This is a genomic window from Mesocryomonas fontinalis, assembly GCF_055730125.2.
In genome coordinates this window covers 196,072-213,007 of record NZ_JBUZWG020000001.1, presented here as the reverse complement: position 1 = coordinate 213,007, position 16,936 = coordinate 196,072, and the positions used below count along the sequence as shown (strand labels likewise).

Below are 16,936 nucleotides of genomic sequence, written 5' to 3'. Positions count from 1 at the left end.
ACATTTCGTGGAAGGGAGCCCCCAAAGAATACATTTGATGAAAAATTGGAAGGCGCATCAGATTGCCTTCTAAGCAGTCAGCCGCCTGCCCCCCGGCGGCGGCACCGACGAAACGAAGGATGCGCCGGCATGCCCCTCGCCGCCCCCCTAGCCGATGCACCAGACCTCGCACGGTTGGACGCGCTCGCTTTGGGGGAGGGATATGCGAGCGGCGATATTTCACCGGTCGCGGTGGCGAAGGCCGTGCTGGAGCGGGCCGAGGCGATCAATCCCAGCTTCAACGCCTTTATCCGCATCGACCGGGCCGGCGCGCTGGAAGCCGCTGCCGCGTCGGAAAAGCGCTGGCGCTCGGGCACCCCGCTCTCGGCTGTCGACGGCATCCCCACGACGCTGAAGGACATCGTCTGGGCCAAGGGCTGGAGCGTCCGCTACGGTTCCACGACGACCCCGACCGAGCCCTACGCCGCGGACGCGCCGGCGGTCCGCCTCCTGCGCGAAGCTGGCTGCGTCTTCATCGGACAGACAACGACGCCGGAATTTGGCTGGAAGGCCGTGACGGACTCGGCGCTCTCGGGCGTGACGCGCAATCCGCACGATCCCTCGAAGACCGCGGGCGGCTCGTCCGGCGGCGCAGCGGTGGCGGCAGCGGTGGGCGCCGGCGTCTTTCATCTCGGCACGGATGGCGGCGGCTCGATCCGCGTTCCCGCCGCGTTCACCGGCATCGTCGGGCTGAAGCCGAGCTATGGCCGGGTGCCGGCCTTCCCCGCCAGCGCCTTCGGCACGGTCGCGCATCTCGGCCCGATGACCCGCAGCGTGGCGGATACGGCGGCGATGCTGCGCGCAATGTCCGGCCGGAGCCTCGAGGACTGGGCGCAGGGACCGGGAACTCTGACGTCTCTCGATGCGTCGCCGCTGGAACTTGCCGGCCTGACCTTCGGCTATTGGTCGGAGCCGCCGGTCGGCAGCGTCGATCCGGAGGTCAGGGCGGGCGTCGAGCAGGCGATCGAAGCCCTGCGGGCAGCCGGGGCACACGTCGAGCCGGTCACGCTGCCCGGAGAGGACCTTCTCGGCATCTTCCATCATCACTGGTTCAGCGGCGCGGCCGCGCGCCTGGCGCAAGTGCCGGAGGCGGAACGCGGCGCAATCGATCCAGGATTTCTCGACATCGCGCGGCAAGGCGCCGCCTTCGGGGCGGTCGATCTGATGACCGCCCAGGCGAAGCGCGCCGAGTTCGGCGCGGCGATGGACAGGCTTCTGGCCGGCCTCGATGGCCTGCTGTCGCCCGGTGCCGCCATCCCCGCCTTCGGCGCCGGTCTCGAAGTGCCGGCCGGCGGCCCCTACGAGCGCTGGACCGAGTGGGCGAGCTTCAGCTTTCCGATCAATCTCAGCCAGCAGCCCGCGCTGGTCCTCCCCTGCGGCCTCACCGCGGGCGGGCTACCCATCGGGCTGCAGATCGTCGGCGCACGCGGCGAGGACGCCAAAGTCCTCGCCATGGGCGAGGCCGTCGAGCGCATCCTATCCAGCCTGCCGGCGTGAGCCGGACGTCCTTCGCCGCCATCGTTCCGAACCCGAGGAGACAAACACCATGACAGGGATCAGCAGACGTTCGATGCTTCAAGGGGCGCTTGGCGCAGGCGCGGCGGGCACCATGCTCGCCGGGCTGAACGCCCCTGCGCGGGCGCAGGATGCGACGCCGATCCCGATCGGCTCGGCCTTGCCCATGTCAGGCCTCGCGGCGGCCGACGGCATCGAGTTCAAGAACGGGCTGGATCTCGCCGTCGAGGAGATCAACGCGGCCGGCGGCGTGCTCGGGCGCCCCTTGGAGCTTCACGTCGAGGATACCAAGGAGATGGGGGCCGACCTCGTCAGCCAGTCCATGCAGCGGCTGATCGACCGCTACGAGACGCCGCTCGTGATCAACGGCTACAATCTCGGCACCAACATGATCGAGATGGACGTCGCCGCCGACAACGACGTCATCATGATGCACTACAACACGCTGATCTCGCACAACGAGAAGTTCAAGACCGACCCTGCCCGCTACTACGGCTCCTTCCAGGGCGATCCGCCGGAATACTGGTACGGGCCGGGCTGCCTCGATTTCCTGAAGAAGCTGTCGGAGGGTGGCAGCTGGACGGCGCCGAACAAGAAGATCGCGATCATCCCGTCCGCCAACGAATATTCGATCGTCATCGCCAACGCGATCCGCGACAAGGCGGCAGAGTACGGGTTCGAGGTCAGCCTGTTCGAGACCGTGCCCTTCCCGACCAACCAATGGGGCCCGACGCTCGCCAAGCTCCGGCAGGACCCGCCGGCCGCGATCCTCGTCACGCATTTCCTGCCGCAGGACCTCGCCCAGTTCATGGTGCAGTTCCTGGCGCAGCCGACCAACAGCCTCGTCTACATGCAGTACGGCCCGTCGCTTCCCGCCTTCCGCGAGATCGGCGGTGAGGCGATCAACGGCGTCGTCTACTCCACCGTCATCGGCTGCCTGCCCGACGATTTCTCCGCCGCCTTCCGCAAGACCTATCGCGAGAAGTTTGGCCCGAACGCCGCCTATCTCACGGGCTCGCAGACCTATGACGGGCTTTGGATGTGGGCGCTGGCCGCCGCCATCGCGGGCGGTCCCGGCGCGCCCTTCGAGAAGGAGCAGGTGTCGAAGGTGGCGGGCGCCATGCGCCGGCTCGTCTATCGCGGCGTCAACGGCACCTACCGTGCGGACCCCGAGGGCCAGTCGGCCTATTGCTATCCGACGCAGGTCGCCGATCCCTCGCTCGGCATGCCGCATCAGTTCCTACAGCACCAGGACTACAAGACCGACGCCAAGCTGATCGCGCCGACGCTCTACGCCAAGGACGCCTTCATTCTGCCGCCCTGGATCAAGGCGTGATCGCCGGATGATCCCGACCGCCGATACCATCCTCGTCTGCGAGGGCGTCACCAAGTGCTTCGGTGCCCTGGCAGCCGTGGACGGCGTTTCGCTTTCCGTCGGGCGGGGCGAGATCGTCGGGATCGGGGGACCGAACGGGGCGGGCAAGACCACCTTCTTCGACACCGTGACGGGCATCACGCCGGCCACCAGCGGCCGCGTCCTGTTTGAGGGGGTGGAGATTTCCGATCTCGGCGCGGATCGGATCTGCCAGCTCGGCATCGCCCGAACGTTCCAGCTGAACGCGGCTTTCGAGAGCCTGACGGTGCGCGAGAATGTCGAGATCGCAGCTTATTTCGGGCGCACGCGCCGGCGCTTTCCCGGCTTTCGCCTCGGGACCGCCGTCCGGCGCGAGGCCGAGGAAGCGCTGGCGTTCGTCGGCCTTTCCGACAGGGCGGGCGAGACCGTCGCCGCCCTCCCCGTCCTCGACCGCAAGCTCCTGATGATCGCCGGCGCGGTCGCGACCAAGCCGGCGATGCTCTTTCTCGACGAGCCGGTGGGTGGGCTGAACCTTGCCGAGATCGACCGCATCATGGATCTCGTTCGCAAGCTCAAGGAGGCCGGGCTGACCATCGTCCTCATCGAACACGTGATGCGCTTTCTCGTCGCGCTATCGAGCCGCGTCGTCATCATGCACCACGGCAAGGTGATCTTCGAGGGACCGCCCGCCGCCGTCGCGGAGGATGCAACGGTGGTGGAGACCTATCTCGGCGAGGGCGCAAGCCGGCGCATGAAGTCGTATTTCCAAGGCTCGGATTTCCAAGGCGCGGAGGCCGGCGCGTGACACCCGTCCTCAGCCTGCACGACGTCGTCTCCGGCTATGGCGAACTGGAGGTCGTGAAGGGCGTCTCGCTGGAGGTCGGCAAGGGCGAGTTCGTCACCGTCGTCGGGCCGAACGGGCATGGCAAGTCGACGCTCCTCAAGACCATCAGCGGCCTCGTGCCGGTGCGCCGCGGCGAGATCCGGATCGACGGGCAGAGGGTCGAGGGCCGGCCGCATTCGGTCGCAGCGCTCGGCATCGCCCACGTGCCGCAGGGCGACCTCTTGTTTTCCGAGATGAGCGTCCTCGAGAATCTTCTGATGGGCGCCTATCTCGCGCCCGGCAAGGCCGAGACGGACCGCCGGCTGGAGGAGGTCTATGCGCTGCTGCCGAAGCTCGCCGACCGCCGGCACCAGATCGCCTCCACCCTTTCCGGTGGCGAGCGGCGGATGGTCGGCATCGGGCGCGGCCTGATGATGGGGGGGCGCGTGCTGCTTCTCGACGAGCCCTCGCTCGGCCTCGCACCGCTCATCATCGAGCAGATCTACGCCGTCATCGCCGAACTCAGCCGCGCCGGGCGCACGATCCTCCTCATCGAGGAGAACCCGGCTCGCGTCGCCGATCTCGCCGACCGGCTGCATCTTCTCGACGACGGACGGATCGTCTGGTCGGGCCCGCCCGCCGAGCTGCTCGCGCGCGACGAGCTTCTCTCGACCTATCTCGGAGGGTGACGGGCATGCAGGATATCGTGATGGCGATCCTCGTGGCCGGCCTGAGCTCGGGGGCGCTCTATGCGCTGGCCACCGTCGGCCTGTCCCTCGTCTGGGGCTCGATGGGCATGCTGAACATGGCCCATGCCGCCATGCTGACGCTCGGCGGCTATGCCGCCTACACCGCCGTCACAGCGCTCGGACTTCCGCTGCCGCTCGGCTTTCTCGCGGCGATCGCGGCCGGCAGCGCGGCCGGCGCGCTCCTCTACATCCTGATCGTGCGCAATCTCCTGAAAAGCGACCGGGCGAGTTTCGAGGCAAACGTCATGATCGCGACGGTCGGCATCGGCATCGCGCTGGAGAACGCCATTCTCCTTACCTATGGCGGTCAGCCGCTGCGCCAGCCTTTGACGGTCTCCGGCATGATGGCGCTCGGGCCCGTCTCCGTGCCGAACCAGAGTGTCGCCGTGATCCTCGTCGTGGTCGTCCTGATGGCGCTCCTGGCGCTTCTCCTCGGCCGCACGCGGATGGGCCGGGCGATCCGCGCGACAGCGCAGAACCGCGATGCGGCACAGCTGATGGGCGTCGCGGTCGACCGCGTCTATTTCCAGGTGCTCGTCCTGTCCGGGGCGCTCGCCGGCGTCTGCGGCGTCATGGTCTCCTCCGTCACCCAGCTCTCGCCGCCGCTCGGCGCAGATCCGATGCTGAAGGCCTTCATCATGTGCGTCGTCGCAGGCCTCGGCAACCTGCCGGGCGCGGTCGCCGCCGCCTTCGGCCTCGCTCTGCTGGAGGCCTTCGTCCAGTATGCCGCCGGGGCTCGCTGGGGTTTTCCCGCGCTCCTCTTCGTCGTCATCGCCGTGCTGATCTGGCGGCCGTCCGGCCTCTTCGGCCGCGCGCAGATCCGGCGCATGTGAGGGCACCATGAGCACGCTTCCCATTTCTCCCGCCACCATTCGTCGCCCGGCCTCCCGCTCCGGCTGGGCCGACCTCTCCGTCGCGCTGGTCGTGGTGGCGCTTGCCGTCGCCCTGCCGTTCTTCGTCGACAGCCGCTACATCCTCGGCCAGGTCGTGCTCGCGCTGTTCTACGCGACCGTCGCCTCGCAGTGGAATTTGCTCTTCGGCTTCTCCGGCATCTTCTCGCTGGCGCAAATGGCGATCTTCGCGGTCGGGGGCTACGCGACCGCCATGCTCTGCTTCTATCTCGGCTTTTCCGTCTGGGCGGCGATCGTCCCCGGCGCGCTGGCAGCCGTCGTCTTCTCGCTCGTCATCGGGCTCGCCTGCCTTCGGCTCACCGGCGTCTATGTCGCACTTCTCACCCTCTGCATCGCGCAGACGCTCTATGTCCTCATCGTCACCGACACCGATTGCTTCGTCATGGTCGGCTCGATCTGCCGGCAATTCACCGGCGGGGCTGTCGGCTTCGCGCGCTTCGGCGATCTCGGCACGCGCGCGGCGCTGAAAGGGCAATGGCTGGTCGGAAACTACGCGATCGTCGCCGTCCTCTTTGCAGCGACGATGCTGTTCACCTATGCGGTAGTGAAGAGCCCGATCGGCCTCGCCTTCCGGGCGCTGAAGGACAATCCGGCCTATGCGGTGGCGCGCGGCGTCGGGCGCTTCCAGGCGCAGCTGCTGGTCTTCGGCATCTCCGCCTTCTTCACCGGCCTCGCCGGCGGGCTCTATGCCGCGCACTTCCAGGCGATCGGACCCGGGGTCCTCTCCATGTCGCAGCTGATGTTCATCATCGCGATCACCGTGGTGGGCGGCGTCGGCACGTTCTGGGGCCCGCTGGTCGGGACGGTGGTCCTGATGGCCGCGGACGAGCTGATGCGGGAGGCGGGCGAATTTCGCACGCTCGGCCTCGGCCTCATCATCGCGGCCTCGATCGTGCTGATGCCGCGCGGCCTGGTCGGCCGCATCGGCGACCTTCTCGCCTGGAGCCGGCGCCGGGCCCGCACCTCGTCCGCTCCCATCCCGCAAGACCTGACGGCCGCCGCCGGAAAGTGAGGTTCCATGTTCGACACCATCATCGTCGGCGCCGGCTCGGCCGGCTGCGTTCTCGCCAACCGCCTCAGCGCCGATCCGACGCGCAAGGTGCTCGTGCTGGAGGCCGGGGGCGCCGCCCCGCTCGCCTCGGACGTGCCATCCGACTGGCCGACAATGTTCAACACCCATGTCGACTGGGGCTACTACACCGAACCGCAGGCAGGCTGCCGGGGCAGGCGCATCTTCTGGCCGCGCGGGCGCATGGTCGGCGGCTCAGGCGCGCTGAATGCGATGATCTACATTCGCGGCCTGCCCTCCGACTATGACGGCTGGGCCGCGCGAGGCTGCCCCGGCTGGTCCTGGGCCGACGTGCTGCCAAGCTTCATCGCTTCGGAAGACAATGCCGAACTCGGCAACGATCCCCTGCACGGGCAGAACGGCCCGCTCCACATCGGCAACGTGCCGCATGTCGATCCGAACGAACGCCTGTGGATCGAGGCCTGCCGGAAGGCGGGCTATCCCCTCAATCCCGACTTCAATGGCCAGACGCAGGAAGGCGTCGGGCTGTTCCAGTTCACCATCAAGAACGGCGAGCGTTGGGGCACTGGCAAGGCCTATCTCCGCCCCGCACTGGAGCGCCCCAACCTCACCGTCAGGACCGGCATCACCGCCACCGGCCTGATCGTCGAGGGCCGACGCGTCACCGGTATCCGCTACCTCGTCAACGGCGTCGCGGAGACAGCGCATGCGGACGAGGTCGTGCTCTCCTCGGGCTCGATCGGCACCTGCCAGCTCATGCTTCTCTCCGGCATCGGCCCGGCGAAAGAGCTGGCATCGGTCGGCGTTTCGCCCGTTCATGACCTGCCGGGCGTCGGCAAGGACCTGCAGGACCACATCAACATCCCCATCACCTTCTATACCAAGGAGAAGATCGGTGTCGGCGCCTGGACGGACGAGACGCTCGCCCGCGACTTCGCCGAATGGGAGGCGACGCGCTCCGGGCCGCGCTCCTCGCCCTGGGTCGCGGCCGGCGGCTTCGTGAAGAGCCGGCCCGGCATCGAGCCCGACCTGCAGCTCTACGGTGCGATCAGCCCGCATCGGGACTATGTTCGCTTCCTGTCTTCCAAGCCCGGCATCACCCTCCACACCACGCTGCAGCGGCCGGACAGCCGCGGGGAGATCAGCCTGCGCACCGCCGATCCGCTGGAACGCCCGATGATCGATCCCCGCTATTTCGCGAGCGATCCCGATGGGTCGGATCTCGCGACCATGGTCGAGGGTGTGCGCATCAGCCGGCGCATCGCCGCGCAGTCGCCGCTGGCCGAACTGATCGAAGGCGAGGTCTCGCCCAGCGCGGAATGCGAGAGCGACGAGGACATCGCGAACTACATTCGCGGTCACTGCACCACGCTCTACCACCCGACGAGCACCTGCCGGATGGGAACGGACGCGATGGCGGTGGTCGATCCCGCCTCGATGAAGGTGCACGGCCTCGAGGGCCTGCGCATCGCGGATGCCTCGGTCTTCCCGAAAATGGTCTCCGGCAACACCAACGCGCCGACCATCATGATCGCCGAGCGCGCCTCGGCAATGATCATCAGAGGTTGAATACCCACGTATAGAGGGAGGACGAGATGGCCACAGGCTGGAATTTCCACGAGCTCTACCTCTGGCACGAGACCGGCAATGCCGCCGGCCTGTTCGCGCCGGGCCTCACCATCGAGCCGGGCCAGCACTTCGAGAATGCCGAGACCAAGCGCCGCTTCCGCAACCTGATGGAGGTCTCCGGCCTTCTCGACCGGCTGACGAACATCGCCTCGATGGCCATCGACGCCGACGATCTCGCCCTTGTCCACGACCGCGCCTACATCGAGCGCATCCGCACCGAGAGCGCCGGGCACGGGGGCGATGCGAGCCCGCTGACGCCCTTCGGCACCGGCAGCTACGAGATCGCCTGCAAGGCAGTGGGCGGTACCACGGCGGTGATGGACGCGGTGCTGAAGGGCGAGGTCGCCAATGGCTATGCGCTGGTGCGGCCGCCTGGCCACCACGCGGAGCCGTCGGCCGGCATGGGCTTCTGCCTCTTTGCCAACATCCCTCTAGCCATCCGCAAGCTGAGGCCACTCCACGGCTTCTCCCGCGTCGCGACGGTGGATTGGGACGTCCATCACGGCAACGGCACGCAAGCCGTCTTCTACGACGACCCTTCGGTCCTCACGATCTCGCTGCACCAGGATCGGCTCTATCCGCATGCATCGGGCCTTTGCGACGAGCGCGGCACGGGTGCCGGCGAGGGCTACAACATCAACGTCCCCTTGCCCGCCGGCTCGGGGCACGGCGCCTATCTCGCGGCGCTCGAGCGCGTGGTGCTGCCGGCGCTTCGGCGCTACAAGCCCGACCTCATCGTCGTACCGTCCGGCTTCGACGCGGCCGCCGTCGATCCGCTCGGCCGGATGATGCTGCACAGCGACACCTATCGCGCGATGACGCGGCTGCTGATGGAAGCCGCGGACGCGCTTTGCGGCGGGCGGCTCGCCCTGTCGCACGAGGGTGGCTACTCCTCCTCCTACGTGCCGTATTGTGGGCTGGCGGTGATGGAGCAATTGTCCGGCTGGCGTTCACCGATCGACGATCCCTTCCTGCCGGTCTTCCAGAACTACGAGGGCCAGACGCTTCAGCCTCACCAGGAGGCGGCGATCATGAAGGCGGCCGATCTCGTCGAGGCAGTCCGCTGACGGTCTCGCACGCCAAGCCCGGACCAGACGATGCTGAACAGGGACATCCGATGACAACATCCGCCTTCGATCCCGGCCGCCCCGCCGGCACCGATCTGTCCAACTGGCGCGAGGCGCCGCAGAACCGGTGGAGCTTCCGCCACGTGCGCGAACTCGTGCCGTCGGCGCGGATACGCGCAGCGGCAACCACCGGGCCCAAGCCGGAAGCAATGGGCTGCGAGCTGGATCTGCTGAACGTCGAGCTACCCGGCGGGGCGCGGGGCGACCTCGCCTCGCTGCTCACCGCCACGCATGCCGACGAGCTTCTCGTCTGGAAGAGCGGGCGACCGGCCTATCACTGGACAGCGCCCGGCAGCGACCCGGCCGAGCCGCATCTGCTGTTTTCCGTCTCCAAGTCGATCACCGCCCTTATCGCCGGCATCTTGGAGGGGCAGGGCCGCCTCGATCCGCAGGCGGCCGTCACGGCCTACGTCCCCGAGATGGCGGCCTCCCCGGCCTATGGTTCGGCGGGTGTGCGCGATGTGCTCGACATGACCGTCAGCCTCGATTTCGAGGAAAGCTACCTCGATCCAGACGGCGCCTTCGCGCGCTACCGGCGCGCCATGCTTTGGAACCCCTGCCCGCCCGATGCGGCCGAGGGCGATCTCCTGACCTTTCTCGCCAGCCTGCCGCGCCAGGACCATGCGCATGGCGTCCGCTATCACTACGCCTCGCCGAATGCCGATCTGCTCGGCATCATCGTCGAGCGAGCGGGCGGCGCGCCCTTTGCGACGCTTCTCCAGGCGCTTCTCTGGCAGCCGATGGGTGCCGAGGACGACGCTTCCGTCACGCTCGACCGGCGGGGTGCGGCGCGCACGGCCGGCGGCGTCTCGGCTACAGCGCGCGACCTCGCCCGGCTGGGCGATCTCGTCAGGCGCGGCGGTGGCGGGATTTTGCCGGCAAGCTTCGTCGAGGATCTCTGGCGAGGCGGCAGCCGCGAGGCTTGGCTCGCGGCTGAGGATCCGTTCGAAGCCATGCCGCAGGCGCGCTACCGCAGCCAGTGGTACCCCGTCGGGGACGAGGACGACTGCCTCTGCGCCATCGGTATTCACGGACAATGGATCTTCATCAATCCGGCCCGCGAAACGGTGATCGTGCGCCTGGCCTCGCAAGTCCTGCCGCTCGACGACAGGATCAAGCTCGCGACGGTGCGGAGCTTCGACGCCATCGCCCGGGCCGTCTGACCGGAAGCCCCTCGAACCGGAGACCGTCCCGTGCCGCCATCGCTTCTAGTGCGCAACGCCCGCATCCTCACCATGGACCCCGACCACCCCCGCGCGGAGGCGATCTTCGTTCGCGGCAACCGCATCGTGGCGGTCGGAGCCGAGGCCGATATCGCAGGCCTGACGGATGCCGAGACGGAGTTTCTCGATGCGCGTGGCGGGACGGTCCTGCCGGGTTTCGTGGAAAGCCACATTCATCTTTTCGCCGGTGCCGACGAGATGGGCCATCTCAGTCTCCTCGGCGTCGGCGGCTTCGACGCGCTGCGCACGGCGGTGCTGGCCTATGCCGAAGCGCATCCCGACCTGCCGCTCGTGATCGCGCAGAGTGCCGACTACACGATCCTCTCCGACCATGAACGCCTGACGCGCCAGCATCTCGACGCCATCCTCGCCGATCGCCCGCTGGCGCTCGTCGCGCCCGACCATCACACCGTCTGGGCCAACACGCTGGCGCTGAGCAAAGCCGGCATCCTCGGCGGACGCGTATTTGGTCCCGGCAACGAGGTGGTGATGGATGCCGGTGGCACGGCGACGGGGGAGTTGCGCGAGCGCGAGGCGTTCGAGCCGGTTCTGGCGCTCGGCGGTGGCGGGCGCGCCTCGCTCGGCCTCGCCACCGGCGGGGAGCCCGACCCGGCACCGGACGAGGCTGCCATTGCGGCCGACCTTGACACGCTGCGGCGCGGCCTTGCCTATGCCGCATCCCTCGGCATCACCGCCATCCACAACATGGACGGCAACCGCTACACGCTGGACCTCCTGGCCCGGCTCGATGCGGCGGGCGAGCTGACTTCTCGCGTGCGCGTACCTTTCCACTACCGCAACCATCGCCGCCTCGCCGATCTCGAGATTGCCAGCGCCATGGCGCGCGACTTTGCGGGCGAGCGGCTCGAGAGCGGCTTCGTCAAGGTGTTCTACGACGGCGTCCTCGACAGCTGGACGGCCGTGATGATCGAGCCCTATGCCGACCGGCCGGACACGCGGGGCGACCCACTCTTCAGCGCCGCCGATTTTGCGACGCTGGCGATCGAGATCGACCGGCGCGGCCTGCAGATCGCGGTCCATGCCATCGGCGACGGCGCGGTGCGCACGGTCCTCGACGGCTACGAGGCCGCCATCGCCGCCAATGGACGGCGCGACAGCCGCCATCGCATCGAGCATATCGAGGTCGTTCACGAGGACGATATTCCCCGCTTCCAGCAGCTCGGCGTCGTCGCGTCGATGCAGCCGACCCATCCGCCGGGCAGCGCCGGCCTGCCGCTGGAGCCGACGGTGTCGCGCATCGGGTCGCAGCGCTGGCCGCTCGCCTATGCCTGGCGCCGGCTGAAGGATGCGGGCGCGCGCATCGCCTTTTCGACGGACTGGCCGGTCTCGCCATTGTCGCCACTCGGCGCGATCGAGGCCGCGATGACGCGCCAGCCTTTCGCACCCGGGCTACCAGACCAGCGACTGACGCTGCACGAAACACTGGAGGCCTATACGGCCGGCGGTGCCTATGCGGGTTTTGCGGAAACGCGCATAGGCCGGATCGCGCCAGGGCTCCTCGCCGATCTCGTTGTTCTCGCCGGCGATATCGAGACCGCGGCACCGGCCGAGATCGGCGGGCTCGGCATCGCCCGCACGATCTGCGATGGCAAGGTGACGTTCGAAGCGAAACGACCCGGCTGAAATTTGGTCGATCGACTTGCACTGCCAAGATTTTGTGCATAGCCTCCGATGACTTCGTTTTATAGCAGATGGCGGGCATCGGGCCGCTCGTCTTCCAACGTGGAGAGGCTCTTGAGCGTCGTGGATGCCGGTCTGCCCGCCGCCGTGGAAATTCGCCGCGTCTCCAAGACCTTCGGCTTCGGCCCGACGGTCTTCACCGCGCTGGACGATGTCAGCCTGTCGATCCGGCGCAACGAGTTCTTCACGCTGCTGGGTCCTTCCGGCTGCGGCAAGACCACGCTTCTCCGGCTGATCGCCGGTTTCGAATATCCGACCTCCGGCGAAATCCGCCTGGAGGGTTTCGATATCGCGGCGCTCCCGCCCTTCAAGCGCCCGGTCAACACGGTCTTCCAGAACTATGCGCTGTTCCCGCACATGACGGTCGCCGAGAACATTGGCTTCGGGCTGAAGATGCTTGGCCGTCCGAAGGCGGAAATCGCTTCCACCGTCGACGAGATGCTGCGGCTGGTGCGCATGGAGACGATGCGCGACCGGATGACCTCGGCCATCTCCGGCGGTCAGCAGCAGCGCGTGGCGCTCGCCCGCGCGCTGGCGCCCCGTCCGAAAGTGCTCCTTCTGGACGAGCCTCTCTCGGCGCTCGACCTGAAGCTCCGGCGCGAGATGCAGGTCGAGCTGAAGCGCCTCCAGGCCGAGACGGGGATCACCTTCATTTTCGTGACGCATGACCAGGACGAGGCGATGGCCATGTCCAACCGCGTGGCGGTGATGAGCGCCGGCCGGGTCCACCAGGTCGGCGCGCCGCGGGATATCTACGACCGGCCGCAAAGCCGCTTCGTCGCCGACTTCATCGGCGAGACCAATTTCTTCGAGGCCGAGATCGTCGCGCGCGACGGGGATTGGGTGACCGCGCGCCTTGCCGGCATCACGTTGCGCGCCGCGGCGCCATCCGGAATGACATGCGATGGCAGGTCCGGCCGTGGGCCTGCCGAGATCGTGGTGCGGCCCGAGCATCTGCGATTCGCGCCGGCCGGCACGCCCGAGACGATCGCGGGCACCGTGGCGGATGCGAGCTTTACCGGTGCGGATACGTTCGTCCTCGTCGCGATCCCCGGCCGGGCAACGCCGGTCGGCGTGCGCATCGGCAACGATCCCGCCTCCGGCAGCGGACCGCGCATTCCCGCGGCGGGCGCTGCCGTCTCGCTCGCGATCGTGCCGGGCGGCGCGACGCTGCTGGGGCAAAGTGCATGAGCGACGCGCTTGTCCCTCGCCTCGACACTACCAAGCCTGGCGAGACCGGACAGGCGATGCGCGTTCCGCCGCAGAGCGGCAATCCCGGCCGTCGCTGGCTGCTGGCGGCACCGGCGATCCTCGTCATTCTCCTCGCCGCGGCGGGACCGCTTCTGGTGGTGCTGGTCTATTCCTTCCTGTCGCCGGGCGATTTCGGCGGGGTGGTCTGGCGCCCGTCGAGCGAGGGCTGGCTCGGCGTCGTTGTGCAGCGGGACATCTTCGACGACAGCCTGTCGTTCGCCAGCGCCCATCTCTCGATCCTGGCGCGCTCGGTCTACCTGTCCTTCGTCACGACCGTGGCGACGCTGGTGCTCGGCCTTCCCACCGCCTGGTTCATCGCCACCCGTCCACCGTCCTCGCGCAATTTTTTCCTGTTCCTCGTCACCATCCCGTTCTGGACCAACCTCCTGATCCGGACCTTCGCGATCATGGAGGTGATCCGCAACGAAGGCGTGCTCAACACGCTGCTGCTGAAGGCCGGCCTGATCCACCAGCCGATCCAGATTCTCTTCACCGATACCGCGATCATGATCGGCATGGTCTACGTCTACCTGCCGCTGATGGTCCTGCCGCTCTACGCCACGATCGAGAAGCTCGACTTCCGGCTGATGGAGGCGGCCTACGACCTCTACGCCACGCGGTGGCGCGCCCTGCGCCTCGTGGCACTGCCGATCGTCAGGCCAGGCCTCGTCGCGGGCGCGATCCTCGTCTTCATCCCCTCGCTCGGCGCCTATGTGACGCCGCGCGTCCTCGGTGGCGGGCGCCAGCTCATGCTCGGCAACCTCATCGAGCTGCAGTTCGGGCAAGGCCGCAACTGGCCGCTGGGCTCGGCCCTCTCGATCACCCTCCTCGCGCTCGTGATGATCGCCCTCCTCTTCTACGTCCGCACCGTTCGCGACGGCGAGGGCTCCGCGCATGGCTGAGCGCTCCGGCCAGTTCGACGCGCGCCGCATGCCGGGGTTCGGGGCAACGGCCGGCTTCGCCTTCGTGCTCCTCTATGCCCCGCTGGCGGTGCTCGTCGCCTATTCCTTCAATGCGGGCTCCTCGATCGCGCTCTGGGAGGGGCTGTCGCTGCGCTGGTATGCGGCCGCGCTCGCCAATGATGCGGCGCAGGACGCGGCGATCCGCTCGCTCTGGCTGGCCGTGCTCGCCTCGGCAGGCGCAACCACCTGCGCCGTCCTCGCGGCGCTCGCGACCGCACGGGGACGGCCATTTCGCGGGCGCACCGCGATCTACGCCCTCATCAACCTGCCACTGATCGTGCCGGAGATCGTGACGGGCATCGCACTGCTGATCGTCTTCGCCGCCATCAAGGTGGCGACCGGGTATCAGGGCCTGCTCTATCTCGTCGCCGCGCATACCGCCTTCTGCATCCCCTTCGCCTACCTGCCGATCCGGGCCTGCCTCCAATCGATGGACGCCTCGCTGGAACGCGCGGCCGCCGATCTCTACGCGACGCCGCTGCGCACCTTCCGGCATGTGACGCTGCCGCTGATCGCGCCGGGCATCCTTGCCGGCGCGACGCTGGCCTTCGTCATTTCGCTCGACGACGTCGTCATCTCCGAATTCGTGAAATCGGCCGGCCAGGAAACGCTGCCAACCTACCTGCTCGGCCAGGTCCGCCGGGGACTGACGCCGGAGATGAACGCGCTGTCGACCATGCTCCTGGCGCTTTCCGTCGCGGCGGTCAGCGTCAGCTTCTTTCTCACCCGCAAGACATCCTGACCTCACCAAGGAGACCGACGGCGATGCACGATCTTGACCACAGCCGAGTTCGAAAGGCGGCGCTGGCCGCCTCCATTGCCCTCGCGAGCCTTGCGCTTCCGGGCGTCGCCGAGGCGGCGGGCGCGCTGAACATCTACAACTGGGGCAACTATACGAGCCCCGAGTTGATCAAGAAGTTCGAGACTGCCTTCGACGTGAAGGTGACTGTCACCGACTATGATTCAAACGACGTCGCGCTCGCCAAGGTAAAGGCGGGCGGCCACGGCTTCGACATCGTCGTGCCGTCCGCCTCCTATGTTCCGATCTGGATTTCGGAGGGCCTGCTGATCGAGACCCGGCCGGACCAGATGCCGAACTACAAGAACATCGACGACCGCTGGGTCGACGTACCGTTCGATCCCGGCCACCATTATTCCGTGCCCTGGCAGTGGGGCACGACGTCGATGACCGTGAACAAGTCCGTCTACGCCGGCGATCCGAACACGTCCGCGATCTTCCTCGATCCGCCTGAGGAGCTGAAGGGCAAGATCAACGTCCTGCCCGAGATGATCGATGTCATGCACCTGGCCATCCGCTATGTCGGCGGCGAGCCCTGCACGACCGACAAGGCGGTGCTGAAGAAGGTCCGCGACAAGCTGGTGGCGGCCAAGCCCTTCTGGCTCTCGATGGACTACGGCACGGTCGAGAAGTTCGCCAAGGGCGACATCGGCGGCGGCACCAACTGGAACGGCGCCTCGTTCCGCTCTCGGCTGCAGAACCCGGATATCGTCTACGGCTATGCCAAGGAGGGCTATCCGATCTTCATGGACAGCGTCGTCGTCCTTGCCGACGCCAAGAACGTCGAGAACGCCAAGCTCTTCCAGAATTTCATCATGGACCCCGAGAATGCCGCGATGATCTCGGCCTTCGCGCGCTACGGCAATGGCATCAAGGGCTCTGAAGCCTTCATGCCGGCCGACATGAAGGATGCGCCGGAGATCAATATTCCGGAGGCTTACAAAGCCGCCGGCTCGTTCCAGGTCACCTGCTCGCCCGAGGCGCAGAAGATCTACACGGCCATCTGGACCGATCTGCAGAAGTAGCGCTTCGATCTCCCGGGATCGGGCAGCCTTACAGAACGGGCGTGGCGGTCAGCCGGCGAAGATAGTCGCGGGCCGCCACGACCAGCGTGTCGATGCCGGCCCGCGCCGCCGCCTCGTCGCGGAGCGAGAAGGACTGGAGGATCAGCCCGTCCAGCCCGCACAGGATGAAGCGACCGAGCGCCAGCGCTGCCGTCTCGGCCTCGGAACGCGGCAGTTTGATCTCGTCGACGATGAGATCGGCATAGACCGCGACATAGGCCTCGTACTGGCGCGCGGCGAGCCACTGCGTCCCAGCCGAGCGCAAGGCGAAGAGCGTCAGTTCGATCTGGGCGATCTGCTTGTCGCGGGTAGAGGTCACATGGTGCCAGGAGGCTCGGATCAATGCATCCAGCCGCGCCTCGATGGCGAGGTCCTGCCCGATCTGGCGCAGCGACTCGATCATCGCGGCGTTGAGCTGGTCGAGAACCGCCAGCAGCAGGGCTTCCTTGCTGTCGAAATGATAGTGGAGCGTCGCCAACTGCACCTTTGCCGCGGTCGCGATGCGGCGGGTCGTGACCTCGGATATCCCGTGCGTCTCCAGCGAACGGATAGCGCCGGCGATGATGCGCGCACGGGTCTCCGCGCTTTTGGGCGTGATGCGCGCGGGTGACGCAGGGACAGATTCCGGGCCGCCCGCATTTTTGGTCGTTTGACTGAATTTCACGCTCGGTCTAGCCTTCTCTCACTGTCGATCCCGAAGCTTTTCCCAACCGCGCCTGCGCCGCGCCACACATAATCCGCCGCCAGACCCTCTCGTCC

General features: G+C 67.5%; 15 protein-coding genes. 14 read left to right on the top strand and 1 reads right to left on the bottom strand.

The window, feature by feature from the left end; genetic code table 11:
- Positions 1 to 129 precede the first annotated feature (129 nt).
- The 14 genes from ACZL02_RS01000 (at position 130) to ACZL02_RS00935 (ending at position 16,138) form a co-directional block, all read left to right on the top strand.
- On the top strand, positions 130 to 1,536 hold the full coding sequence (locus ACZL02_RS01000) for an amidase (RefSeq protein ID WP_472938335.1): 1,407 nt from the start codon (positions 130 to 132) through the stop codon (positions 1,534 to 1,536).
- A gap of 49 nt (positions 1,537 to 1,585) precedes the next feature.
- On the top strand, positions 1,586 to 2,890 hold the full coding sequence (locus ACZL02_RS00995; protein WP_472938334.1) for an ABC transporter substrate-binding protein: 1,305 nt from the start codon (positions 1,586 to 1,588) through the stop codon (positions 2,888 to 2,890).
- Positions 2,891 to 2,897: 7 nt separating this feature from the next.
- Positions 2,898 to 3,713 (top strand): ABC transporter ATP-binding protein, encoded by an 816-nt coding sequence (locus tag ACZL02_RS00990; protein ID WP_472938333.1) that lies wholly within the window; start codon positions 2,898 to 2,900, stop codon positions 3,711 to 3,713.
- Entirely contained in the window at positions 3,710 to 4,420 is a 711-nt protein-coding gene (locus tag ACZL02_RS00985) for an ABC transporter ATP-binding protein (protein ID WP_472938332.1), read from the top strand. The genes ACZL02_RS00990 and ACZL02_RS00985 overlap by 4 nt, the downstream gene beginning before the upstream one ends.
- 20 nt (positions 4,421 to 4,440) lie before the next feature.
- Entirely contained in the window at positions 4,441 to 5,313 is an 873-nt protein-coding gene (locus ACZL02_RS00980; protein WP_496258385.1) for an ABC transporter permease subunit, read from the top strand.
- A 7-nt stretch (positions 5,314 to 5,320) separates the two neighbouring features.
- Entirely contained in the window at positions 5,321 to 6,403 is a 1,083-nt protein-coding gene (locus ACZL02_RS00975) for a branched-chain amino acid ABC transporter permease (protein WP_472938330.1), read from the top strand.
- Between the two features lie 6 nt (positions 6,404 to 6,409).
- On the top strand, positions 6,410 to 7,990 hold the full coding sequence (locus ACZL02_RS00970; protein WP_472938329.1) for a GMC family oxidoreductase: 1,581 nt from the start codon (positions 6,410 to 6,412) through the stop codon (positions 7,988 to 7,990).
- Positions 7,991 to 8,016: 26 nt separating this feature from the next.
- Positions 8,017 to 9,117, top strand: coding sequence for a histone deacetylase-like amidohydrolase (locus ACZL02_RS00965; protein ID WP_472938328.1), 1,101 nt, complete (start codon positions 8,017 to 8,019; stop codon positions 9,115 to 9,117).
- 50 nt (positions 9,118 to 9,167) lie between these two features.
- A complete protein-coding gene (locus ACZL02_RS00960) occupies positions 9,168 to 10,340 on the top strand; it encodes a serine hydrolase domain-containing protein (RefSeq protein WP_472938327.1) in 1,173 nt (390 codons plus the stop codon).
- A 72-nt stretch (positions 10,341 to 10,412) separates the two neighbouring features.
- The gene (locus ACZL02_RS00955) at positions 10,413 to 12,044 is read left to right on the top strand and encodes an amidohydrolase (RefSeq protein WP_472939082.1); all 1,632 of its coding nucleotides are present in this window, start codon (positions 10,413 to 10,415) and stop codon (positions 12,042 to 12,044) included.
- Positions 12,045 to 12,155: 111 nt separating this feature from the next.
- A complete protein-coding gene (locus tag ACZL02_RS00950; RefSeq protein ID WP_472938326.1) occupies positions 12,156 to 13,292 on the top strand; it encodes an ABC transporter ATP-binding protein in 1,137 nt (378 codons plus the stop codon).
- Positions 13,293 to 13,348: 56 nt separating this feature from the next.
- Positions 13,349 to 14,254 (top strand): ABC transporter permease, encoded by a 906-nt coding sequence (locus ACZL02_RS00945; RefSeq protein ID WP_472939081.1) that lies wholly within the window; start codon positions 13,349 to 13,351, stop codon positions 14,252 to 14,254.
- Entirely contained in the window at positions 14,247 to 15,056 is an 810-nt protein-coding gene (locus ACZL02_RS00940; protein WP_472938325.1) for an ABC transporter permease, read from the top strand. The genes ACZL02_RS00945 and ACZL02_RS00940 overlap by 8 nt, the downstream gene beginning before the upstream one ends.
- Positions 15,057 to 15,079: 23 nt before the next feature.
- On the top strand, positions 15,080 to 16,138 hold the full coding sequence (locus ACZL02_RS00935) for an ABC transporter substrate-binding protein (protein WP_472938324.1): 1,059 nt from the start codon (positions 15,080 to 15,082) through the stop codon (positions 16,136 to 16,138).
- A 28-nt stretch (positions 16,139 to 16,166) separates the two neighbouring features.
- On the opposite strand, the gene ACZL02_RS00930 is transcribed toward ACZL02_RS00935, so the two are convergent.
- The gene (locus tag ACZL02_RS00930; RefSeq protein WP_472938323.1) at positions 16,167 to 16,841 is read right to left on the bottom strand and encodes a TetR/AcrR family transcriptional regulator; all 675 of its coding nucleotides are present in this window, start codon (positions 16,839 to 16,841) and stop codon (positions 16,167 to 16,169) included.
- Positions 16,842 to 16,936 lie beyond the last annotated feature (95 nt).